At 72.4% G+C, this 20712-nt stretch carries 22 protein-coding genes; 10 read left to right on the forward strand and 12 right to left on the reverse strand.

The genetic code is table 11. From position 1 onward, the window contains the following. Positions 1-76: 76 nt before the first annotated feature. Entirely contained in the window at positions 77-847 is a 771-nt protein-coding gene (locus tag ACO07H_RS07890) for an alpha/beta fold hydrolase (protein ID WP_422012846.1), read from the reverse strand. 105 nt (positions 848-952) lie between these two features. Here ACO07H_RS07890 and ACO07H_RS07895 point away from each other — a divergent pair, with 105 nt between their 5' ends. Continuing rightward, on the forward strand, positions 953-3220 hold the full coding sequence (locus ACO07H_RS07895) for a TonB-dependent receptor (RefSeq protein WP_422012848.1): 2268 nt from the start codon (positions 953-955) through the stop codon (positions 3218-3220). A 22-nt stretch (positions 3221-3242) separates the two neighbouring features. Here ACO07H_RS07895 and ACO07H_RS07900 read toward each other — a convergent pair whose 3' ends face one another. The 3 genes from ACO07H_RS07900 to ACO07H_RS07910 are packed head-to-tail and all read right to left on the reverse strand — an operon-like array spanning position 3243 to position 5221. Beyond that, entirely contained in the window at positions 3243-3857 is a 615-nt protein-coding gene (locus ACO07H_RS07900) for a hypothetical protein (RefSeq protein ID WP_422012850.1), read from the reverse strand. Beyond that, the gene (locus ACO07H_RS07905) at positions 3854-4606 is read right to left on the reverse strand and encodes a hypothetical protein (RefSeq protein ID WP_422012852.1); all 753 of its coding nucleotides are present in this window, start codon (positions 4604-4606) and stop codon (positions 3854-3856) included. Before ACO07H_RS07905 ends, ACO07H_RS07900 begins: the two co-directional genes overlap by 4 nt. Before the next feature lie 15 nt (positions 4607-4621). Continuing rightward, the gene (locus ACO07H_RS07910) at positions 4622-5221 is read right to left on the reverse strand and encodes a hypothetical protein (protein ID WP_422012854.1); all 600 of its coding nucleotides are present in this window, start codon (positions 5219-5221) and stop codon (positions 4622-4624) included. A gap of 85 nt (positions 5222-5306) precedes the next feature. Here ACO07H_RS07910 and ACO07H_RS07915 point away from each other — a divergent pair, with 85 nt between their 5' ends. Continuing rightward, entirely contained in the window at positions 5307-6002 is a 696-nt protein-coding gene (locus tag ACO07H_RS07915) for a hypothetical protein (RefSeq protein ID WP_422012856.1), read from the forward strand. A gap of 7 nt (positions 6003-6009) precedes the next feature. Here the strand turns inward: ACO07H_RS07915 and ACO07H_RS07920 are convergent, their stop codons facing one another. Together ACO07H_RS07920 and ACO07H_RS07925 are read right to left on the reverse strand one after the other, a co-directional pair. Next, positions 6010-6246 (reverse strand): helix-turn-helix domain-containing protein, encoded by a 237-nt coding sequence (locus ACO07H_RS07920; protein WP_422012858.1) that lies wholly within the window; start codon positions 6244-6246, stop codon positions 6010-6012. 28 nt (positions 6247-6274) lie between these two features. After that, positions 6275-6823, reverse strand: coding sequence for a DUF2975 domain-containing protein (locus tag ACO07H_RS07925; RefSeq protein WP_422012860.1), 549 nt, complete (start codon positions 6821-6823; stop codon positions 6275-6277). Between the two features lie 156 nt (positions 6824-6979). Between ACO07H_RS07925 and ybaK the strand changes: the two genes are divergently transcribed. From ybaK to ACO07H_RS07945, 4 genes are read left to right on the forward strand one after another with little or no spacing between them, the layout of a single operon-like run. Next, positions 6980-7468, forward strand: a complete 489-nt coding sequence (gene ybaK / locus ACO07H_RS07930; RefSeq protein ID WP_422012862.1) for a Cys-tRNA(Pro) deacylase — start codon at positions 6980-6982, stop codon at positions 7466-7468. Between the two features lie 59 nt (positions 7469-7527). After that, positions 7528-8001: an MgtC/SapB family protein gene (locus tag ACO07H_RS07935; RefSeq protein ID WP_422012864.1), complete on the forward strand. Its 474-nt coding sequence runs from the start codon at positions 7528-7530 to the stop codon at positions 7999-8001. 37 nt (positions 8002-8038) lie between these two features. After that, positions 8039-8695, forward strand: a complete 657-nt coding sequence (gene plsY, locus ACO07H_RS07940) for a glycerol-3-phosphate 1-O-acyltransferase PlsY (protein ID WP_422012866.1) — start codon at positions 8039-8041, stop codon at positions 8693-8695. Next, a complete protein-coding gene (locus tag ACO07H_RS07945) occupies positions 8692-9051 on the forward strand; it encodes a RidA family protein (RefSeq protein ID WP_422012868.1) in 360 nt (119 codons plus the stop codon). Before plsY ends, ACO07H_RS07945 begins: the two co-directional genes overlap by 4 nt. A gap of 6 nt (positions 9052-9057) precedes the next feature. On the opposite strand, the gene ACO07H_RS07950 is transcribed toward ACO07H_RS07945, so the two are convergent. From ACO07H_RS07950 to ACO07H_RS07965, 4 genes are all read right to left on the reverse strand, one after another. Further along, on the reverse strand, positions 9058-11073 hold the full coding sequence (locus tag ACO07H_RS07950; RefSeq protein WP_422012870.1) for a DEAD/DEAH box helicase: 2016 nt from the start codon (positions 11071-11073) through the stop codon (positions 9058-9060). 75 nt (positions 11074-11148) lie between these two features. Beyond that, on the reverse strand, positions 11149-12366 hold the full coding sequence (locus ACO07H_RS07955) for a M56 family metallopeptidase (protein WP_422012872.1): 1218 nt from the start codon (positions 12364-12366) through the stop codon (positions 11149-11151). Further along, positions 12363-14042: a M56 family metallopeptidase gene (locus ACO07H_RS07960; RefSeq protein WP_422012874.1), complete on the reverse strand. Its 1680-nt coding sequence runs from the start codon at positions 14040-14042 to the stop codon at positions 12363-12365. The genes ACO07H_RS07955 and ACO07H_RS07960 overlap by 4 nt, the downstream gene beginning before the upstream one ends. 25 nt (positions 14043-14067) lie before the next feature. Next, positions 14068-14460, reverse strand: a complete 393-nt coding sequence (locus ACO07H_RS07965) for a BlaI/MecI/CopY family transcriptional regulator (RefSeq protein WP_422012876.1) — start codon at positions 14458-14460, stop codon at positions 14068-14070. Positions 14461-14539: 79 nt separating this feature from the next. Between ACO07H_RS07965 and ppk2 the strand changes: the two genes are divergently transcribed. The 4 genes from ppk2 (at position 14540) to ACO07H_RS07985 (ending at position 17948) form a co-directional block, all read left to right on the forward strand. Then, complete coding sequence (gene ppk2, locus ACO07H_RS07970) at positions 14540-15505, forward strand: polyphosphate kinase 2 (RefSeq protein ID WP_422012878.1); 966 nt, start codon at positions 14540-14542, stop codon at positions 15503-15505. Between the two features lie 20 nt (positions 15506-15525). Next, positions 15526-15879 carry a glutaredoxin family protein gene (locus ACO07H_RS07975; RefSeq protein WP_422012880.1) on the forward strand — a complete coding sequence of 118 codons (354 nt, stop codon included), beginning with the start codon at positions 15526-15528 and terminating at the stop codon, positions 15877-15879. A 105-nt stretch (positions 15880-15984) separates the two neighbouring features. Next, the gene (locus ACO07H_RS07980) at positions 15985-16953 is read left to right on the forward strand and encodes an alpha/beta fold hydrolase (protein ID WP_422012882.1); all 969 of its coding nucleotides are present in this window, start codon (positions 15985-15987) and stop codon (positions 16951-16953) included. Continuing rightward, positions 16950-17948, forward strand: a complete 999-nt coding sequence (locus ACO07H_RS07985; protein WP_422012884.1) for a P1 family peptidase — start codon at positions 16950-16952, stop codon at positions 17946-17948. The genes ACO07H_RS07980 and ACO07H_RS07985 overlap by 4 nt, the downstream gene beginning before the upstream one ends. A 346-nt stretch (positions 17949-18294) precedes the next feature. On the opposite strand, the gene ACO07H_RS07990 is transcribed toward ACO07H_RS07985, so the two are convergent. Together ACO07H_RS07990 and ACO07H_RS07995 are read right to left on the reverse strand one after the other, a co-directional pair. Further along, a complete protein-coding gene (locus ACO07H_RS07990; RefSeq protein WP_422012886.1) occupies positions 18295-19890 on the reverse strand; it encodes a dipeptide ABC transporter ATP-binding protein in 1596 nt (531 codons plus the stop codon). Then, complete coding sequence (locus tag ACO07H_RS07995; protein ID WP_422012888.1) at positions 19887-20693, reverse strand: ABC transporter permease; 807 nt, start codon at positions 20691-20693, stop codon at positions 19887-19889. The genes ACO07H_RS07990 and ACO07H_RS07995 overlap by 4 nt, the downstream gene beginning before the upstream one ends. Positions 20694-20712 lie beyond the last annotated feature (19 nt).

Genomic DNA, 20712 nt, shown 5'->3' on the forward strand with positions numbered 1-20712 from the left:
CGTGAGGCCGGTGGACGCGGGTGCCCGCTGACGATAGCGCACTGCCGCTGCAGGGGGGCGATGCGCTCTGCGAGCGTTACGGCAAGGACGCCTGCAGGCTGCCAGCCGCCACCCGATTCACCAGCGCCGCGAACTCGCGGCTGCGCACCAGGCTCACGCCATGCCCGCAGTCGAAGCGCTGGCCGCGCACGTGCGGCCCCGCGGCCAGGAAGCGCGGTTCCTGCCGCAGCATCACGCGGTCCTGGTCGCCGTTGAGCAGCCACACGGGCTGGCGGATGGCCTGCAGCCGCGCCAGGTGGTCCACACCCCAGAGCGCACGCACGCAATCCTCGAAGACGCGAAAGCCCATGCCGCCCGCCAGCACCGCATCGGCGTCCTGCGGCGCCACGTTGCCTTCGTCCAGCAGCATGCGGCGGACCTTGGGCTCGCTCTTGCCGACCAGGCGGGCCTCGCTGAACACGCCCAGCATCAGCTTGAACAGAAGCACCTTGGTGCGGAAGTGCAGCGCGGTGGGCCACTGCTCGATGCGGGCCGTGCAGCCGCCGGCGACGATGCCCAGCAGCCGCTGCGCCGGCATGGCGGCCGCGGTGGCCAACGCCGTGTAGCCGCCCAGCGAGTCGCCCACCAGCAGCACCGGCGCCGGCGCGGCGGCGTGCACCGCCTGCAGGACCGCCTGGACCGCGCCGTCCAGCGTGAAGCGCTCGCCGCGCCGCGTGCCGTGGCCGGGCAGGTCGGGCGCGAACACCTGCAGCCGTGGGTCCAGATGCCGGCGCACCGGTGCCCACATCGCGCCGCTGAGCATGGCGCCATGGATGAGCACGAGGACCGGATCGGGGCGATTCGTCATGGGCCTGTCGGGCAGCGTGGGACGTCTGGACCTATCCTACGGGCCTGAATGCGCCTGCAGCAAACTTGTTCATCACGCTGACAGTGCGTCGACAGGGAGAAGGTCATGGGCTCCTCACCACCGACGGCGCACGCTGCCCGCCTGCTGTGCGCGCTGGCGGCCGCCGCGCCACCCGCCTGGGCTGCCGACGAGGCCGGGCCGGCGAGCAACGAGATGCTGGACAAGGTCGTCGTCACCGCGCAGAAACGCGAGCAGGCTGCGCTGGACGTGCCGGGTTCGGTCACGGCATTGGGCGCCGAGCGGCTGTCGCGCGGCGGGCTCACGCGGCTGGAGGACTACGCCGCCCAGGTGCCCGGCCTGTCGTTCAGCACCGCCGGCCAGGGCAACCTGCAGATCGTGCTGCGCGGCCTGTCCACGGGCCTGGCGCAGTCCGCACCCACGACGGCGCTCTACATCGACGAGGCCCCCGTCGGTTCCGTCAACGCCTATGCTGCGGGCAGCCAGCTGGCGCCCGACCTGGACCCCGCCGATCTGTCTCGCATCGAGGTGCTCAAGGGCCCGCAGGGCACGATGTTCGGCGCCGGTGCCGTGGGCGGCCTGGTGCGCTTCGTCACGGCCGCGCCGGACGTGCTAAAGGCCGGCGGACGCCTGACGGTCGGTGCCAGCAGCGTCGCGCATGGCGGCACCGGCAGCCTGCTGCGCGCCTCGGCCAACCTGCCGTTCGCCAGCGAGACCATGGGCCTGCGCGTGTCGGGCTACCGGCGCAAGGACGCCGGCTTCATCGACGTGAAGCCCGGCCAGGCCGACGTCAACGGCGCCACGGTGCGCGGCGCCCGCGTGGCCTATGCATGGCACATCACGCCCGGCTGGACGCTCGGCGCGACGGCGCTGCAGCACCAGGTGCGCGCCGGCGGCCCCAGCACCGTGGACGTGGATGGCAGGACGCTGCAGCCCACCGCCGGCGACGACCACCATGGCGCGCTGATCCAGGAGGCGCGGGACACCGAGCTGGACCTCGCCAATGTGACGGTCAAAGGCCAGGTGGGTGACTTCAACGTCGTGTCGTCCACCACGCAGCAGCGCATGACTTCGCGCGCCTACCAGGACATGTCCATGTCCTACGGCGTGCTGCTGGGCGTGGTGCTGAAGGACCCGGACTTCGGCGTCGGCCTGGCGCAGAACACGCGCACCCACCGGCTGTCGCAGGAGTTGCGCGTGCAGTCCACCGTCGGCCGGCTCGACTGGGAGGCGGGCCTGTACTACACGCAGGAGGACGACACCAACCGCATCCCCGGTTTCGACACCTTCTCGCTGGCCACCGGCGCGGCCAAGCCGGTCAACATCCCCGGCACGGGCGTGCCGTTTCCCGACGGCGCCGCCAAGGCCCGCATCGACACCCGGTACCACGAGACCTCGGTGTTCGCCAACGCCAGCTATGCGCTGACCGAGCACTGGGACCTGCAGGCCGGCGTGCGCCACGCCCGCGACCGCCAGGACTACGACCAGGCCTACAGCGGCCTGCTGTTCACGCCCAACGTCGTGTTCGCGCAATCGGCCACGCACGGCAAGACGACCTACCTGCTCACCGCGCGCTTCAAGCCCACGGCGACCGATTCGATCTACGCCCGCGCCGCCAGCGGCTACCGCCCCGGCGGCCCGAGCGCGGCGCCGCCGACGACCGGCCGGCCGCCCGTCGTCGGCGCCGACTCGCTGACGAGCGCAGAGGCCGGCTGGAAGACCGTCGCCGCCGGCGGCAAGGTGTCGTTCGAGGCCGCCGTGTTCCGCACCCGGTGGCAGGACATCCAGATCCAGACCAGCGCGCAGGGGGCCAACTTCTTCGTCAACGGCGGCCGGGCGCGCAGCCAGGGGCTGGAGGCGACGCTGGGCTGGCACCCGCTCGCGGCCTTGGGCCTGCGCGCGTCGCTGGGCCGCACCGACGCCAGGCTCACCGAGGACACGACGCGGGTGCTGCTGAACGCCGGCACGGTGGCCGAGACGCCACTGGGCCGCCGCGGCGACCGGCTGCCTTTCGTGCCCAGGGCCACCGGCTCGCTGGGGGCCGACTACCGCTGCGCGCTGAGCGGCGGCTGGGCCGCGTCCGTCAACGGCGCCGTCAACCGCATCGGCAGCCGGCTGAGCGACTATGGCGGCAAGGCACCGATCACCGTGCCGGGCTACACCACCGTCCACCTCGGTGCCGCGGTCGAGAACACGACGTGGCGGCTGTCGGCCTACGTGAAGAACCTGGCCGACCGGCGCGGCCTCACCTTCCTGGCCGACCGCGGGCTGGCGCCGTTGACGCCCAACGCGCCCGCGGCGGCCGGCATCGTCACGCCGCGCACGGTGGGCGTGGAAGCCAGCGCCTGGTACTGACGCCGTCCGGTTCGCGCCGGGCTCACTTGCACTTGTAGGGCTGGCCGTACATCGGCACCGTGCGCGGCGCGACGTTGTTGTTGAAGGGGTCGGTGTCGGCGATGCGCGAGCGGAACATCTCCATGCACGTGTCGCCGCGCCGCATCAGCGTGCGGTGGTCGCTGGTGCGCTCCACGACCCACTCGCCGGTGACGCCGGCCGCGTCGGCGATGCGGTCCTCCAGCGTGCGCCGCGCGGTGTTGCTGCGCGGGTCGCCGAGCGCCGGGTTGCGGGCCGCCGCGGACGCCGCGTAGCCGGGGGGCAGCGTCAGCCGCAGCGGCGCGTTCGGCTGCGCGGGCGAGGGCGAGGGTGGCAGCGCGCCGGGTGCGGGCGTGGCGTCGGTGGCCGCGCTGGAGTCGCTGGGGATGTCGAGGGGCGCCGGTGCGATGAGCGCAGGCGGGGCCAGCCGTGGCGGCTCGCTGCGCGCCGCCGCGTCGGCGGGCGGCACGCGGGTCGGTGCTGGCGCGATGAGCCGCATGGTCGTTAGCCGCTGCTCGCCGTGTTCGCCCAGGCGCGCCGGCCGGTGCAGCCAGAACGCCGCCAGCAGGCCGATGTGCAGGCCCGCGACGAGCGCTCGCGCCAGCCAGCGTTGCCTCATTGGCCTTGCAGCTTCACGCTGAGCTTGCTGCCGGGCGGGGCGATGAGGCGGGCGGCGTCGGGCCAGCGCTCCTGGCCGGTCAGCAGCGTGCAGGGGCGGCTTTTCTCGCCCTTCTTCGTCTCCGGGTCGCGTTCGCCCGTGGCCTGCGGCAGCGGCAGGCCGAGGAGCTGGCCGTCCTCGCGCCACTCCAGCTCCCAGGTGGGCGTGGCGCTGCACACGCGCACGGCCTCGATGCGCGGGAACAGCCAGCGCAGGTACCAGGGCAGCAGTTCCTCGCGCAGCGTGCGCGCCACCCGGATGACCTTGCGCACCCGTGCCATGTCCAGCGTCTCGGAAGTGGCGGTCAGCTCGAGGGTGCCGCGGATGGCCATCCGGCCCTTGGGCACGTTGGTGGCGAGGTCGGCGGTCCTGGCCTCGGCCTCGGGCAGCACCGGCAGGTCGAAGCGGCCGGCGGCGTCGAGCTTGAGCGGATAGTCGGCGTCGTCGCTGCGCACGGCCAGGCGGATGTCGGGCAGGGGGACCTTGGCCTTGTCGGCATCGACGCGGAAGTCCATGCGGAACTCGCCCTCGCCGTGCTTGCGGAACTGGGTCAGCAACTCGTTGATGCGGCCATAGGCCAGGGCGCTGCCGTCGCGCTTGAGTTCGGTCGTGACGGTGGGGAGCTTCTGGGGCTCCTCGGCGTTCTGTGCCTGGGCGGTGGTGGCGAGCAGCGGCAGCGCGAGCAGCAGCGTGGTCAGGAGAGGTCGCATGGGGTGGAAGTCGGGTCAGCGGCGTTCGCAGCGGTAGGCGGGCGTGGTGCCCTGGGGGGTGGGCGCCACGCTCTCGTTGAAGGGGTTCTGCACGGCGCCGCGGTTGCGGTGGAGGTTGATGCAGGTGTTGCCACGGCGCAGGCGCACGAAGTCGTCCATGCGCTCTTCCTGCCAGCGGCCGTTGCCGCCGAGGTCGTTCGCGATCCGTTCGCCGATGCGGCTGATGTGCGTGTTGGCGCGCGGGTCGTCCAGTGCGGGCTGGCGCGCGGCAGAGGCAGACAGCGCCGCCGGGGCCGGCAGCGCGAGCTGCAGCGGCGGCAGCGGTTCGATGACCGCCGGCGGCGGCATGTCGATGGCGGCCGGCGCGGGCGCGTCGACGGACGCAGCGGCGGTCCGCGGCAGGTCTGGCACCGCAGGCGGGTGCGGGCGGGGCGCCGCGACGGGCGGCGGCGCGTCAACGGAGGCGGGCCTGGCCGGAATCAGCCGCACCTGGCTCCACGCGCGGGGCAGGTCAAAGCGCGGGCGCCGCGTGTCGAGCAGCGCCAGCGCGCCCGCGTGAAGCGCGAGGATCAGCAGCCAGGTCGGCGCGGACGGTGCGCGGCGCTCAGCCCACATGGGCGGCTCCTTCGCGCTGGCAACCCGCACCGGCTAGCATCGCGGGCGCCGAAGGGGCGGCAATCCACGAGGAGGCGATGTGAGCTTGCGTTCGAAAGAGACCCAGGTGTTCTTCCTGGCGCATCTGGCGCTGCTGGCCATCGTGGGCGTGGGGTTCGCGAGGACGTTCTATCTGCGCGGCCTGTTCATTCCCAGGCCATTGAGCATGACGCTGCAACTGCACGGGGCCGCGCTGACGTTCTGGTTCGCGCTGGCCGCGCTGCAGGGCTGGCTGGCGCTGACGGGCCGCCGCGCCTGGCATGCGCGGCTGGCCTGGCTGGCCGTTGTGGCGGTGGCCGGCGTGGTGGTCACGGGCCTGCAGGTCAACACCGGCGTGGCGCTGCAGATCGAGTCGGCGGGCGACCCCGAGAACATGTTCGTCTGGGCCAACTACATGAGCCTGCTGTCCTTCGTCGGGCTGGTGGCGCTGGCCGTGGCGCAGCGCCGCCGCCTGCCGGCGCACCGGCGGCTGCTGCTGTTCGCGTCGCTGTCCATCATCGGCCCGGCCTTTGCCCGTGTGGCCTTCTGGCCCTGGGTGGGGCAGGGCGTGGTGATGGCGCCCGCGTTCGCCGGGGCCGGCATGCTGCTGCTGATCGCCCTCGCGGTGGGCTACGACCTGGTCGCGCAGCGGCGTGTGCAGCCGGCCACCTGGGTGGGCCTGGGCGGGCTGCTGGTGCCCATCTTCGCGGGCACCGGCGTCGCGCTGTCGGGCGCGGGCTTCGCGCTGCTGCATCACGCCTGAGCGGTCGTCAGCCCGCATCGTCGCGGCCCTCGGGTTCGGGGCCCGGCTCCCAGGCCAGCAGCTCACCGGGCTGGCATTGCAACACTTCGCAGATGCGCGACAGCGTGTCGAAGCGCACGCCGCGCACCTTGCCGCTCTTGAGCAGCGACAGGTTGGCCTCGGTGATGCCCACGCGCTCGGCCAGCTCGCGCGACCGCATCTTGCGGCGCGCAAGCATGACGTCCAGCGTCACGACGATGGGCATCAGCGGCGCTCCGGTGTGAGTGCGTGCGTCATACGAACTCCGCGTTCTCTTTGGCCAGCCGCGCGCCCTCGCTCAGCACCTGGGCCAGCGCCAGCAGCAGCAGCCCGAACAGCAGCGACAGGTAGTGGTCCGATGACAGGCCCACCCACAGCTGGCGTTCGCCCTTGGGGTTGCCCCAGGTCAGCGCCAGGATGGACAGCGTGCGCCCCACCGGCTGCGCGAACGCCAGCGCGCTGAGCGCCACGCCCAGCCGGCGCAGGTGGCCCGCCGGCTGGTGCGCCAGCAGCTCGCCCTGCGCGAAGCAGCCGAACAGCGACCACATCTGGCACAGCGCATACACGCTGACCGACGCCGGCAGCAGCGAGCCCGCCAGGCCGCCCAGCCGGGAGACGAGGTCCAGCTGGATCTTGGGGATGGCCCATTGCTGCAGGACCACATGGGCCACCCAGTCCGGCTGCGCCCAGAACAGGAACGGCATGGTGCCGATGACCAGCAGCCCCAGCAGGCACAGCGCCCGCACGGCGAAGGCGAGGCGGCGGATGCGCTTGAGGCTGTCCGGCGAGAAGGAGTCGGGCATGGGCGGCGGTGAAACAAGAAAAACTTACTGTAAAACAATAATTTGTTGACGTAAAACAAAATCAAACCGTGATCGCGCCCGGGCCGTCCCGGGGGAGCCGACCGGCCTCGCCGCGCGCCGCGGCGCGGGACCGGGCGAGGGGCTGAAAATGTCTGGATGAGCAAGAAGAGCCCTCACGTCAGCGAAACGCCCGCCACGCAGATGCTCAAGCGCGCGGGCGTCGCCTTCACCGAGCATGTCTACGACTACGTGGAGCACGGCGGCACGTCGCAGTCGTCCAAGCAGTTGGGTGTCGACGAGCATGCCGTCGTGAAGACGCTGGTGATGCAGGACGAGAAGGCCGAGCCGCTGATCGTGCTGATGCATGGCGACTGCACCGTCAGCCTGAAGGAGCTGGCACGGCAGATCCCGTGCAAGAAGGTCGAGCCCTGCAAGCCCGAGGTGGCGCAGCGGCACAGCGGCTACCAGGTGGGCGGCACGTCGCCTTTCGGCGTGCGCAAGGCGATGCCGGTGTTCGTCGAGGCGACCATCCTCGAACTGCCGAAGATCTGCATCAATGGCGGCCGGCGCGGCTACCTGGTCGGTATCGTGCCGCAGGTGCTGACCGACCTGCTGTCGGCGCGGCCGGTGAACTGCGCGAACTGACCTGCACGAACTGTCAGCCTGACGGCAGGCAGGCGCGCCGCTTGCTCCGGAGACCGCCCATGTGGACCACCATCACCGAAACCCTGAAGTCGGAGTTCTCCGACGCCACCGACCTGGAGCACGCCACGCGCATCGTGATCCGCCTGCTGCTGGCCGCGCTGCTGGGCGGCCTGCTGGGCTACGAGCGCGAACGCAAGGGCAAGGCCGCGGGCATGCGCACGCACATGCTGGTGTCCATGGGCGCGGCGCTGTTCGTGCTGGTGCCGCAGCTGGGTGGCATGGCGCTGCCCGACCTCAGCCGCGTGCTGCAGGGCATCGTCGCGGGCGTGGGTTTCCTTGGCGCGGGCGCCATCATCAAGCACCGCTCCGAGGAAGACGTGCAAGGCCTGACAACGGCCGCCGGCATCTGGATGACGGCTGCCATCGGCGTGGCCTGCGGCATGGGCCGCGAGACGACGGCGCTGCTCAGCACGCTGATGGCGCTGGCCGTGCTGGCGGTGCTGCCCAGGCTCGTGGGGCGGGACAAGCCCTGAGGCCGAGCGCGCCCACACCGGCACGACAATGCCGGGCATGGATTCTCTGTTTCCTCTTCTTGCCGCCATCGCCGGCTACCTGATCGGCTCGCTGTCCTTCGCCGTCATTGTCAGCCGCGCCATGGGCCTGTCGGACCCGCGCTCCTACGGCTCGGGCAACCCCGGCGCCACCAACGTGCTGCGCTCCGGCAACAAGGCCGCGGCCATCCTGACGCTGGTGTTCGACGCGCTCAAGGGCTACCTGCCGGTGCTGACGGTGCTGGTCTGGGGCCCGCGCTGGGGCCTGGGCGAAGGCACGGCCGCGCTGGTCGGGCTGGCGGCCTTCCTCGGCCACCTGTGGCCGGTCTTCTTCAGGTTCCAGGGCGGCAAGGGCGTGGCCACGGCGGCCGGCGTCATCTTCGCGCTCAATCCCATCCTGGGGGTGGCGACACTGGCGACCTGGGCCATCGTGGCCTGGTTCAGCCGCTACTCGTCGCTGGCGGCCATCGTCGCGGCTGCGTTCGCGCCGATGTATCAGTTGCTCATCTGGGAAGCCGGCCCCACCGCGCTGGCCCTGATCATCATGGCCCTGCTGCTCGTCTGGCGCCACCAGGCCAACATCAAGAAGCTGATGGCCGGCACCGAAAGCAGGCTCGGCCAGAAGGCCGGCGCCGCAGCGCACGTCAAACCCACCCGGAACCGGAAGAAATCATGAGCTCGTCCCTCCCCGTCGAACGCTTCGACATCGGCGCCCGCCTCTCGGAGATGGCCGTCTACAACGGCGTCGCCTACCTCGCCGGCCAGGTGCCCGAGGACGCGAGCCTGGACATCACCGGCCAGACCGCCCAGGTGCTGGCCGCCATCGACCGGCTGCTGGCGCGTGCCGGTACCGACAAGTCGCGCCTCCTGATGGCGCAGATCTTCCTCGCCGACCGCGCCGACTTCCCCGGCATGAATGCCGCCTGGGACGCGTGGGTGTCCAGCGGCCACACGCCGCCGCGCGCGACCGTCATCGCCGGGCTGGCACGGCCGGAGTGGAAGGTCGAGATCGTCGTCACCGCGGCGGTCTGATCCGGCTCAAGCGGCGCCCCGGGCCCGCTGGCGCCAGAACTCGGTGTCGATCAACTGCTCCGCGCCCGTGCGCGCGTTGACCAGCCAGAACTGACGCCCGTCTGGGCTGAGGCGCACCACCTCGCCCACGTGCCGCCCGGCGCTGACTCGCCGCCCCAGCGCGTTGGCCGGAAAGCCCGGCTCGCGCGCCAGCGCCAGCAGCGGCTCGGCCTCGCGCGTGTCACCCGCCAGCCGCAGCCGCTGCACCAGTGGCGCCAGCAGCGCGCCGGCCGCATCGGCGGGCGAGATGAACAGCACCAGCTTGGCCTGCGCCCGGCTCAGCGCGACGTTGAGCAAGCGCTGCGCTTCCTCGCCCTGCAGGAAGGGCTGGGCGCCGTCCGCCGGGTCGAACAGCACCACCGGCGCCTCGCTGCCCTGCGCGCGGTGCACGGTGCTGACGCGCAGCGACTCCGGCAGGCCGCGGGCGCGCAGCCGCTGGCGGATCAGCGCCCGCTGCGCGCGGAACGGCGTCAGCACGATCAGCTCCTCGGGCTGCCAGGCGCCGCTGGCCAGCGCCTGCGCCAGCAGCTCGGCCATCGCCTCGGCCGACTCGCGCCGCACCGGCCCGCGTTCGGCCGCCACCCAGCCGCCATCGGTCTTCAGCCGGTGGACGTGCACATGCACGTCGGCCGCGATGTCGCCCAGCGCGCGTTGCCGCGCGGCCTGCCAGCCAGCTGACTGCGCGGCATCGGCCGCCACGCGCAGTGCGCCGTCGTAGAAGAGCTGGCTGACCAGCTCGCCAATGGGCGGCGCCATGCGCGACTGCTCGTCCAGCAGCGCGACGGCTGCTCCGCCGCGCGGCATCTCCGCAAACGCCGAGCGGCCCAGCCAGCGCCGCGCCAGCCGGTCGTCGCTGCGCAGCACGGGCGACAGCTGCTGCGGGTCGCCCGCGAACAGCCGCGCGCGGCCCAGCGGCATCAGCACCAGCGCGTGGGCCAGGCTGACCTGGCTGGCCTCGTCGAACACCAGCAGGTCGAAGGGCGGCTCGCCGTCGGGTTGAAGCTCGCGCAGGGCTTTCAGCGTGAAGGCCGCGCGCGTGGTGGTCATGCTGGCCAGGCGGCAGCGCTGCAGCACCTGCAGCGAGGCGCGGCGCAGCTCGTCGCGCAAGGCCGCGACGCGGTCGGCCCAGGCCTTCAGCGCGGTGGCGTCGCGCGGTGACGGCCGTGCCGCCTCGGCGCGGGCCAGCCGCGCGATCAGCTCGCGGTCCTGCGTCGGGATCAGGTGCTCCCGGCCCGCATAGGCCGCCGCGTCGAAGCGCGCGCCCAGCCGCTGCACGCTGGCGCGCAGAGGCTCGCGCCGGCCCTTGTGCAAGGCCTTGTCCACTGCCAGCGTGGCCTGGTCCACGGCCTGGTTGGTGGTGGACAGCAGCAGCACGCGCGCCTGCGGGTGGCGGTCCAGGTACTCGGCCAGCAGCACGCCCAGCGTGGTCGTCTTGCCGGTGCCCGGCGGGCCCCACAGGAAGCCGCTGCTGAAGCCCGTCAGCGCCAGCGCCGCGCGCTGGGCCGCGCGCAGCCAGCGGAAGGGCTCGCCTGTCAGCGCCACGCCGCCGTGCAGCGGTCGCGGCTGCGAGAGGTCGGGCAGGCAGGCCAGCGCCCGTTCGGCCCAGGCGGTGTCCCACCAGGCATCGGCGACCGCATTCAGGAAGCGCGTCGGGTACAGCCGGATCAGGTGCCCGGCCGGCGGCGGCGGGGCGCTGGCGTTCTGCAGCACCAGTTGGTCGTCCTCCGTCAGCACGGCCAGCACGCTGGCGCCGCCTTTGGTGGGCGCGCCCCACCAGGCGGCGGCGCCATCGAGGCTGTCGTCCAGCAGCGCCTGCGCGGACGCCGCACCCGGCCGCTGGCCTTCGGCGAACACATAGCCGGCCTCCAGCGTCACCCGCCACAGCGTGCCGTCGCGCTCGGTGTGCTGCACCTTGAAGTCGTGGTACTCGGGCGTGGCCGACAGCTCGGCGTTCAGGGCCGCGCGGAGGTCGGCGAGGCTCATGGGATCAGGGGCGGGCAAATGGAGAAAGGGCGGGACTGTAAAGGTCGCCGTCCGTGCCCGCCCTCCGACCCCTGGTCAGGGGCGCTCGGCCACCTGCGTGCCGACGACGAACACCGACAGGCGGCGCACCCCCTTGGCGTCGATGCTCTCGAACGTCGACGGAAAGCCCCAGTTGGCGACCATGCGCGGGCGGTTCGCCTTGACGTCCTCCGGCAGACCTTCGAAGCTCATCTCGAGCTGCAGGTTCTTCTCGTCGAGTGCCTTGGGCACGATGCTGACGCTGACGGCGGGCGCCGTCGTCTGTGCACCGCCGATGACCATGCGCACGGGTTCGCCGTTCCTGGCCACCACGTTCAGCGTACTGCGGCGAACCTGGTTGCCCTCCTGGAAGATCAACGAGCCCGCCAGGCGGATCAGCGGTCCAGCCGTTGCATCCGGCGCCGGGGCTGTCTGCGCGGCATAGGTCAGGCCGACGGCGCCGCCCATGGTCAGGGCCATCAGGACAGCGCGGCGTCGTGTCAACGGGGTGGGATGGTTCAGCATCGCAATCCTTTCAACGAGGGGGTGGGTCGTGCCCCAGCGGCTGGCGAGTGGCGCGGCATGGGCGGTGAGGCCATGCGCGGCCAGCAGCGCGCGGGTGTAGGCGGCCTGTGCGCCGGGCCGGGTGGCCAGCACGGCGGCGTCACAGGCCAGCTCCTGGTCGGCGCGGAAGCGTCGTTGCGCCCACCAGGCCAGCGGGTTCCACCAGTGCAGCGCGGTCAGTGCGCAGGCCAGCAGGTTCCAGAGGTTGTCGAGGCGGTCGCGGTGCACCTGTTCGTGCGCCAGGATCAGCTGGCGTTCGGCGGGTGTGAAGCGCTGCTCGAAGTCGACGGGCAGCACCACGCGCGGCCGAAGCAGCCCCACGAGCGCCGGGCTGCTGCCGGCTGGTAGCCGTTCGCCCAGCCGCGTGAGCCGCCATTGCCGACGCGCGTGCAACGCCGCGGCGCCGGCTGTGCCGGCCAGCCACAACGCCAGCCATGCCGTCGCCTGGCTGCGCGGTGGCGCGGGCAGTGTGGGCAGTGCAGCGACACGGGCCGTGCCGGTCGTGGCTTGCAGCACCACGAGAAGCGGCTCCTGCGCCGGCCGCGGCAGCTCAGGCGTGAGCAGCAGCGCCGGTACGAGCAGCCAGGCCGCATAGGTGGCGCCCGCGCCCAGCCGCTTCAGCAGCAGCGGTCTCAGTGCGCTGAGCATCACGATGGCAGCGCACAACAGCAGGGATTGGCGCAGCAGCAGCGCAAGGACGGCGTCGCTCATGGCTTGGCGGCGTTGCGGTGCGGTGTGAATGTCACCTCGACGCGCTGGCCGCTGGCGGGGTCCTGCCAGCGGATGGTGGCGGGCTCGTTCCAGCGCGTCACGACCTGCGGTTCGGCGAGCAGACGTTCGGGCTCGCCCAGCAGCAGCCGGCTCTTGACGCGGGCGCGGCCTCCGCCTTCGTCGGTCATGATGAGTTCCATGGCCAGCGGTTCGCCCGGCTCGCCGGTCGGCGGGCGGGCCTGCATGCGCATGCGTTCGCCGAGCGGCCCCATCAGCCAGAGGACGGGAGCCGTCTTGATGTTGAGGTTGTGGTCGAGGTTGACGTCCACCCAGGCCATGGTCGCGGGCAGGGCGAAGCGGCGCCCCGAGATGTCCACCGAGAGAGGCTTGCCGTCCGGCAGGCGTGCGTTGAACGTGTGCGGCATGCCGTCGGCCGGGAAGTTCTGCGGATCGGCGAGGAAGACCTTGCACTGGCCGTCCATCAGCCGTCCGCTGAAGCGCCAGCTGCCGTCCTCGAATCGCGTGCCCACCGTTTCGAAGCACCACAGCGGGCCGTCGGGGCTTTTCTCGACGTAGCGGGACTGCATGCCGCCGGGCGAGCGGCCTGGTCTCAGCAGCAACTTGCCGGTGTGGTTCTGCGGCGCTGCGTCACCCTCGCGCGATTGCAGGCGCCAGTTCAGCATCGTGAGGGCCTCCACGTCGCCCACGTCTGCCGGCAATGCGTCGGCTTCCGAGAAGTCGTCGGGCGACGGCTTGGCGCCGGGTTGGACTGCAGCCGTCGCCGAGACCATGCCGGCCGTCGCGAGCACGAGCATGGCGATGATGGTGCGATCACGTCGCGGCTTGCCGCGCCGCGTGGCGTGCGCCTGCAACTGCGCGACGCGCTCCACCAGGCCGCTGCGCGAACGCCGGGGGCTGGCCAGCGTGGGCAGCAGCGCGCGGTTGGCCTGGTCGTGCGAACGCACGAGTGCCTGCGCGTAGCAGGCCAGGTCGGCGCCCGGGTGGCGCTCGATCAACACCGCGGCGTCGCAGGCCAGTTCCTGGTCGGCGCGCATGCGCCGCCAGGCCCACCAGCACAGCGGGTTGAACCACTGCAGGCAGCAGCACAAGCCGGCGAGCAGGTTCCACAGGTTGTCGCGGCGACGCAGGTGCACGCCCTCGTGCGCGACGATCAGCTGGCGTTCTTCGGCGTTGAAGCGCGCCGAGAAATCGGCCGGCAGCGCCAGGCGTGGCGGCCAGATGCCCACCACGCAGGCGCTCGCGCCGGCCGGCAGTTGCCAGTGCGTCCAGCCGGGCGCGGGGCGCAGCAGCCGGCCGAAGCGGCGCTGCTGCACGAACAGCGCGAGCGCCAGCAGCAACGCGCCGGCCGCCCAGGTGGCGATGACGATCTGTGTCCATGGCAGGGGTTGCGCGGCGCCGGGCTGTCTTGCCGTGCCTGCTGCTGCGGCGTTCGCAGGTGCGGCCCAGTCCTGGAGCACGGTCAGCGGCGTCACGCCGAGTTGCAGCGGCGACGGCATCGGCGCGACGACCAGCGCCACGGGCACGCACAGCCACAGCAGGTAGGCGGCGCGCGCATCGAAGGCGCGGGCCAGCGGCCGGCGCAGCAGCGCCACCAGCAGCACCGCGGCGGTGACGGCCAGTGTCTGCGACATCAGGGTCGACAGGATGGGGTTCATTGGCTGGCCTCCTTGGTGCCTGGCGTCAGGTCTTGTCTTCGTAGCGCGCCAGCATGGCGCGCAGCGCTTCGATGTCTGCGGGCTTGAGTTCGCGCTCCGACGCGAACTGCGCCACCAGCGGCGCGAGCCGACCGCCGAACAGCCGGTCGATCAGCGACAGGCTCTCGCCCGACGCCCAGGCCTCGCGCGGGAACGCCGGGGCGTACAGGAAGCGCCGGCCATCGCGCTCGGCCGTCAGCGCGCCCTTTTGCAGCAGCCGGTTCAGCAGCGTCTTCACGGTGGCGAGCTGCCAGCCCTGCCGGGGGCCGAGCGCCGCGGCGATCTCGTCGGCAGCCTGCGGGGCGCGCTCCCAGAGCTGCTGCATGACCAGGGCCTCGGCTTCGCTGATCGCGGGCGGGGCGGTGTCGGGTCGATTCATGATTACGCCTGTAAACGATACCGAATGATTACGCTCGTAAACGAACTCGTCAACCCAGGGTTTGTCATGTTGCGGCCACATGCGACCGCTAGCGTGGCGGGCACAGCCGCCATTGCGGCCAGGAGCCCCCGTGAACCCGAGCGACGACGAACTGGTGAAGCGCATCCACCGCGACCTGCAGGACGACTTCGACGAAGAGCTGGAACTCGAGCTGGACGACCGCCACCACGGCGACTTGGCCGGCAACGCATCGGCCGGGTCGCCGGACTCGGCCAGCGAGCGCAAGCGCTACTTCCGCGAGCTGTTCCGGCTGCAGAGCGAACTCGTCAAGCTGCAGGACTGGGTGCAGCACACGGGCCACAAGGTCGTCATCCTGTTCGAGGGCCGCGACGCGGCGGGCAAGGGCGGCGTCATCAAGCGCATCACGCAGCGTCTGAACCCGCGCGTGTGCCGCGTGGCCGCGCTGCCGGCGCCCAACGACCGCGAGCGCACGCAGTGGTACTTCCAGCGCTACGTCTCGCACCTGCCTGCGGCCGGCGAGATCGTGCTGTTCGACCGCAGCTGGTACAACCGCGCCGGCGTCGAGCGCGTGATGGGCTTCTGCACCGACGAGCAGTACGAGGAGTTCTTCCGCTCCGCGCCCGAGTTCGAGCGCATGCTGGTGCGCTCGGGCATCCAGCTCATCAAGTACTGGTTCTCCATCAGCGACGACGAGCAGCGCATCCGCTTCCTGGGCCGCATCCACGACCCGCTCAAGCAGTGGAAGCTCAGCCCCATGGACCTGGAGTCGCGCCGCCGCTGGGAGGAGTACACCAAGGCCAAGGAGGTGATGCTGGAGCGCACGCACATTGCCGAGTCGCCCTGGTGGGTCGTCAAGGCCGACGACAAGAAGCGCGCGCGGCTGAACTGCATCAGCCACCTGCTGGGCCAGATGCCCTACCAGGACGTGCCGCACGCCGACATCGAGCTGCCCGCACGCCAGCGCCGCGAGGACTACATCCGCCACCCTGTGCCCGAGAACATCATCGTGCCCGAGGTGTATTGAACAAGCCCTAGCATCGGGCCATGAAACGGCCGCCGTGGTCCCTGCTCGCGCTCGTCGCCGTCGTCTGGCTGGCCTCCACGGCCTGGCGCGGCCATGTGGCCGCCCAGGACGGCGAGCGGCTGGCGCAGCGCGTGCAGCCGGGCGACATCCGCATGATGTCGTCCGAGACCTGCCCCTACTGCCTCGCCGCCCGGCGCTGGATGACCGAGCAGCGCGTGCCGTTCACGGAGTGCGAGATCGAGCGTGACGCGCAGTGCCTGGCGGACTACCAGGCACTCGGCGCGCTGGGCACGCCCACGCTGGTGGTGCGCGGCCAGCGCGTCATCGGCTTTGACCGCGCGCGCATCCTGCAACTGATCGGCAACGCCGGTTGACGCCGCCTGCGTCGCGCAGCGAGGAAGCAGCCTCGGATTGCGCGTTTGGCGCCACACTGCGCAGCGCCTAGCCTCGCGGGTTTCGTTCTCGACCCGGAGCCCGCCTTGTCGCTCAAGTTTCTCGCGCTCACCGTGCTGACCCTGCTGCTGATCCTCGTTGCCGCGGCGCTCGCCGCCTTCCTGTGGCTGCGCGCCCCCGACCTGCCCGCCGCCCGCCTGGAGGCCCGCTGGGCGACGCCCGCGGATCGCTACCTGGACCTGGGCGGCGGCCTGCGCCTGCACTACCGCGACGAAGGCCCGGCCGGCGCGCCCGTGCTGGTCCTGCTGCACGGCTATGGCGACTCGCATGCGACCTGGGAAGGCTGGGCCGGCGCGCTGAAGGCCGGCCACCGCGTCATCAGCCTGGACCTGCCCGGCCACGGCCTCACCGCCGCGCCCGCGGGCACTGTGCTGGACCGCGAGGCGCTGGCGCGGCTGGTGGTGCGCTTTGCCGAGGCCATCAAGCTGCCGCCCTACGTGCTGGCCGGCAACTCCATGGGCGGCGGCGTCGCCTGGCAGCTCGGGCTGCTGGCGCCGCAGACGCTGCGCGGCCTGGTGCTGGTGGACGCGGCCGGCTGGCCCATGCCGGCGGCCACGCCGTCGCTGGCCTTCCGCATCCTGGCCCACCCCTGGGGCCGCGCGCTGCTCGAACGCATCGACAACCGCCCGCTGATCCGCCAGGGCCTCACCGCGCAGGTGGGCGACAAGTCGCTCATCACCGACGAACTGGTGGACCGCTGGGCGCTGTACCAGCGCTATCCCGGCCACCGGCCCATCCTGATGTCCGCCGCGCCGGGCGCGCAGGCGCCGGCCACCGCCGAGCGGCTGGCCGGGCTGCACCTGCCGACGCTGGTGCTGTGGGGCGAACTCGACCCGCTGCTGCCGCTGGAGCACGGGCGCCGCTTCGCCGAGGCGATCGCCGGGTCGCAGCTCATCGTCTACGCTGGCGTCGGCCACCTGCCGCAGCGCGAGATCCCGCAGCGTTCGGCGGCCGATGTCGCCACCTTCGTGGCCCGCCTGCCTGCTTCGCCATGACCCTTGCCCTGCGCCCCGGCCCGCTGAACCTCATCACCGACGTGCCCGGCCTCACGGTCGGCCACGTCACCGACGAGGCGGTGTGCTCCGGTGCCACCGTGCTGCGCACCGACGGCTTCTGGGCCGCGGCGGTGGACGTGCGCGGCGGCGGCCCGGGCACGCGCGAGACCGAGGCGTTGGCGCCCGAGAACCTGGTCGGCAAGGCGCACGCGATTGCGTTCGCCGGTGGCTCGGTGTTCGGCCTCGCGGTGGCGGACGGCGTCGTCGCCGCGTTGTCGGCCCTGGGGCAAGGCCTGACCCTCAAGCCCGGCTCGCCCGCCATTCCGGTCGTGCCGGGTGCCGTGCTGCATGACCTGGGCAACGGCGGCGACAAGGCCTGGGGCCTGGAGCCGCCATACCGCCGCTGGGGGCTGGAGGCAGTGGCCACGGCTTCACGCGAGTTCGCGTTGGGCCGCGTGGGCGCGGGGCGTGGTGCGATGGCGGGCCACCTGCCGGGTGGCATCGGTTCGGCGTCGCTGGACCTGGGCGGCGGGCTGGTCGTCGGCGCGCTGGTGGCGGCCAATCCCATCGGTTCGGTCTACATGCCGGACGGCATCACGTTCTGGGCGTGGCCGTTCGAGATCGATGGTGAATTCGGTGGCGCCCGACCGGTGGGTCATGCGGCTGTTGTCGATCCGCTGCCGGACGCGTCGCGGCTGGCCGGGCTGGGGCGCCTGCAGGCGGGCGCGAACACGACGCTGGCGGTGGTGGCCTGCAATGCCGACCTGACGACGGCGGAGTGCAAGCGGCTGGCCATGATGGCGCAGGACGGCATCGCGCGAGCGGTGCGGCCGGCGCACACGCCGTTTGATGGCGACACGGTGTTTGCCTTGGCTTCCGGGGCGGTCGCGCTTGGGGAGTCGAGGGCGGTTGAGCTGGGGCGGTTGGGGTCGGCGGCGGCGGACTGTCTGGCCAGGGCGATTGCGAGGGCGGTGTTTGAGGCGGCTCGCGGTTGATGACCGGTGACCTGCTTTTTGGCCACGCCCAGCCGGGATTTCGTCCCGGCGGCCGACCTACTTTTTGCGCCGCCAAAAAGTAGGCAAAAAGCTCTCCCCTGCAAAACCGCCCCTGCGGGGTGCCCTGCGATGCTCGAACGGCGAGGCCTGCGCAGAACTCGCGCCGCTACGCTGTGCTCAAACAACTGCGCAGAGTCAGTCGTCGAAGCGCTCTTCGAGCGCGCCTCACCGTTCTGCGCTTCTCGGCGGTTTAGAAGGGGAGGCCCCGAGCAGCCAAAGACCGCAACAGCCAAGCCCGAACGCCGTTCGCGTCGAGGCAAATCCCGGCATGGCATTCGCCATCAAGCTACCGGGGCGACAGGACGGCCTCAAGACTCGGCGTCGCCGCCAGCAGTTCCTTCGTGTACGCCTCCCGCGGCCGCTCGAACACTTCGACCGTCGCGCCGCTCTCCACGATCCGCCCGGCCTGCATCACATACAGCCGGTCCGTCGCCGCCCGCACCACGCCCAGGTCGTGCGTGACGAACAGCAGCGCCGTGCCGCGCTCGCGGCACAGCCCGTCGACCAGCGCCAGCACCTGGGCCCGCACGCCCACGTCCAGCGCCGACACCGCCTCGTCCAGCACCAGCAACGCCGGCTGCAGGATCAGCGCCCGCGCGATCGCCAGCCGCTGCCGCTGCCCGCCGGAGAACTGATGCGCAAACCGCTCCGCAGCTTCAGCGCCCAAACCCACCCGATCCAGCCACTCGCACGCCAGTTGCCGCTGTGCCGCACGATCAGGCACCGCCTCCAGCAGCGCCAGCGGTTCGGCCACCAGCTCCCAGGCCCGCCAGCGCGGGTCCAGGCTGCCGGCCGGGTCCTGGAAGACGATCTGCAGTTGCCGTCGCAGCGCCCGCTCCGCGCCCGTGAAGCGCCGGCCCTGCAGCGTCACCTCGCCCGCCTGCAGCGGCTCCAGCGCCAGCAGCGCGCGCAGCAGCGTGCTCTTGCCGCAGCCGGACTCCCCCACCAGCCCGACGCGCTCGCCCGGCGCCACGTGCAGCGACACGCCGTCGAGCACCCGCTTCACCACCGGCCGGCCCCACCAGCCGCCACCGCTGCGGTACTCGCGCACCAGGCCGTCGGCCGCCAGCAGCGGCGCCTCTGGCGACACCGCGGCCACCGCCGGCCGTGGGGTTAACGCGGAGGCGGCGATCAGCGCTGCCGTCTCCGCCTGCCTGGGCTCGCGCAGCAGCGCCAGTGCCGGCCCCTGCTCGACGAGGCGGCCCTGGCGCAGCACGGCGATGTGGTCGGCCACGCCGGCCACCTGCGGCAGGTCGTGGCTGATGAGCAGCAGGCTGCTGCCCTGCTCGCGCACCAGCTCGCGCAGCAGCGCGAGCACCTGCGCCTGCGTGCGCACGTCCAGCGCCGTCGTCGGCTCGTCGGCGATCAGCAACCGGGGCCGCAAGGCCATCGCGATGGCGATGACGCCACGCTGGCGCTGGCCGCCGGAGAGTTCATGCGGATGCCGTCCCGCCATGCCGCCCAGCCCCACGCGGGCCAGCGCTGATTCTGCCTCGGCCGCCGCGTCGCGGCGCGACAGCGGGCGGTGCGGCCCTGAATGGAGAAAGAAGACCTCGGCGACCTGCTCGCCCAGCGTCATCAGCGGGTTCAGCGCGTTCATCGGCTCCTGGAACACCAGGCCCAGCGCGGCGCCGCGGCGCGCGTCCATCTGCGCCTCGGGCAGTGTGAGCAGGTCCTCGCCGCCCAGCAGCACCTGGCCCCGCGTGCGCGCGCCGGCCGGCAGCAGGCCAGCGATGGCCAGCGCCGTCAGCGACTTGCCCGAACCCGATTCGCCCACCAGGCCCAGCACCTCGCCGGCACGCAGTTCGAGGTTGAGCCCGTGCAGGCGCGGCTGGCCGCCCAGCTCGACGTGCAGGTCCACCAGCGTCAGCATCGGGCTCATCGCGCGGCTCCCTGCGGGTCCAGCCGCTCGCGCAGGCCGTCGGCCAGCAGGTGGAAGGCCAGCACGGCCAGCGCGACGGCCAGGCCCGGGAAGAGGGCCAGCGTGGGCGACAGCGCGGTCAGCGTCTGCGCGTCGGCCAGCATGCGGCCCCAGCTCGGCTGTGGCGGCTGCGTGCCCAGGCCGATGTAGGACAGGCCCGTCTCGGCCAGCAGCGCGAGCGACAGCTGCAGGCTGAGCTGCACGACCAGGCCGCCCGCCAGGTTGGGCAGCACGTGTTCGCGCGAGATGGGGCCATCGCCCTTGCCTGCGGTGCGCGCGGCCAGCACGAACTCGCGCTGCCACAGCGGCAGCGCCAGCCCGCGCGCGACGCGGGCGAACACCGGGATGTTGAACACGCCCACCGCCAGGATGGCGCTGGCCGCACCGGGCCCGAGCGCGGTGGTCAGCAGCACGGCCAGCAGCAGCGGCGGGAAGGCGAAGACGATGTCGTTGCCGCGCATCAGCAGCTCGTCCAGCCAGCCCGCGCGCGCGGCGGCCCACAGGCCCAGCGGCACGCCGACCAGCGCGCCCAGGCCGACGGCCAGCGCGGCCACGCCCAGCGACGTGGCCGCGCCGCGCATCAGCAGCGACAGCACGTCGCGGCCCAGGTGGTCGGTGCCCAGCCAGTGGCCGGCGCCGGGCGGCCGCAGGCGCTCGGCGATGGCAAGGTGGTCCAGTGGATGCGGCGTCCACAGCAGCGACAGCAGCGCCAGCGCGACGAAGGCGCCTGCCAGCAGCGCGCCGAAGAAGAGCCGGCGGTTCATCGGGGCACCCTTCGCGCTT

This window comes from Roseateles sp. (assembly GCF_965229315.1).
Classification (GTDB): domain Bacteria; phylum Pseudomonadota; class Gammaproteobacteria; order Burkholderiales; family Burkholderiaceae_C; genus Pelomonas.

Bases quoted from the DNA above. Each gene is read 5' to 3' on its own strand.
- ACO07H_RS07905 (WP_422012852.1), bottom strand. From the start codon at position 4,606: ATGCGACCTCTCCTGACCACGCTGCTGCTCGCGCTGCCGCTGCTCGCC.
- ACO07H_RS07960 (WP_422012874.1), bottom strand. From the start codon at position 14,042: ATGAACCCCATCCTGTCGACCCTGATGTCGCAGACACTGGCCGTCACC.
- plsY (WP_422012866.1), top strand. From the start codon at position 8,039: ATGGATTCTCTGTTTCCTCTTCTTGCCGCCATCGCCGGCTACCTGATC.
- ACO07H_RS07895 (WP_422012848.1), top strand. From the start codon at position 953: ATGGGCTCCTCACCACCGACGGCGCACGCTGCCCGCCTGCTGTGCGCG.
- ACO07H_RS07965 (WP_422012876.1), bottom strand. From the start codon at position 14,460: ATGAATCGACCCGACACCGCCCCGCCCGCGATCAGCGAAGCCGAGGCC.
- ACO07H_RS07890 (WP_422012846.1), bottom strand. From the start codon at position 847: ATGACGAATCGCCCCGATCCGGTCCTCGTGCTCATCCATGGCGCCATG.
- ybaK (WP_422012862.1), top strand. From the start codon at position 6,980: ATGAGCAAGAAGAGCCCTCACGTCAGCGAAACGCCCGCCACGCAGATG.
- ACO07H_RS07945 (WP_422012868.1), top strand. From the start codon at position 8,692: ATGAGCTCGTCCCTCCCCGTCGAACGCTTCGACATCGGCGCCCGCCTC.
- ACO07H_RS07975 (WP_422012880.1), top strand. From the start codon at position 15,526: ATGAAACGGCCGCCGTGGTCCCTGCTCGCGCTCGTCGCCGTCGTCTGG.
- ACO07H_RS07925 (WP_422012860.1), bottom strand. From the start codon at position 6,823: ATGCCCGACTCCTTCTCGCCGGACAGCCTCAAGCGCATCCGCCGCCTC.
- ACO07H_RS07955 (WP_422012872.1), bottom strand. From the start codon at position 12,366: ATGAGCGACGCCGTCCTTGCGCTGCTGCTGCGCCAATCCCTGCTGTTG.
- ACO07H_RS07995 (WP_422012888.1), bottom strand. From the start codon at position 20,693: ATGAACCGCCGGCTCTTCTTCGGCGCGCTGCTGGCAGGCGCCTTCGTC.
- ACO07H_RS07910 (WP_422012854.1), bottom strand. From the start codon at position 5,221: ATGTGGGCTGAGCGCCGCGCACCGTCCGCGCCGACCTGGCTGCTGATC.
- ACO07H_RS07985 (WP_422012884.1), top strand. From the start codon at position 16,950: ATGACCCTTGCCCTGCGCCCCGGCCCGCTGAACCTCATCACCGACGTG.
- ACO07H_RS07935 (WP_422012864.1), top strand. From the start codon at position 7,528: ATGTGGACCACCATCACCGAAACCCTGAAGTCGGAGTTCTCCGACGCC.
- ACO07H_RS07950 (WP_422012870.1), bottom strand. From the start codon at position 11,073: ATGAGCCTCGCCGACCTCCGCGCGGCCCTGAACGCCGAGCTGTCGGCC.
- ACO07H_RS07920 (WP_422012858.1), bottom strand. From the start codon at position 6,246: ATGCCCATCGTCGTGACGCTGGACGTCATGCTTGCGCGCCGCAAGATG.
- ACO07H_RS07990 (WP_422012886.1), bottom strand. From the start codon at position 19,890: ATGAGCCCGATGCTGACGCTGGTGGACCTGCACGTCGAGCTGGGCGGC.
- ACO07H_RS07900 (WP_422012850.1), bottom strand. From the start codon at position 3,857: ATGAGGCAACGCTGGCTGGCGCGAGCGCTCGTCGCGGGCCTGCACATC.
- ppk2 (WP_422012878.1), top strand. From the start codon at position 14,540: ATGCGACCGCTAGCGTGGCGGGCACAGCCGCCATTGCGGCCAGGAGCC.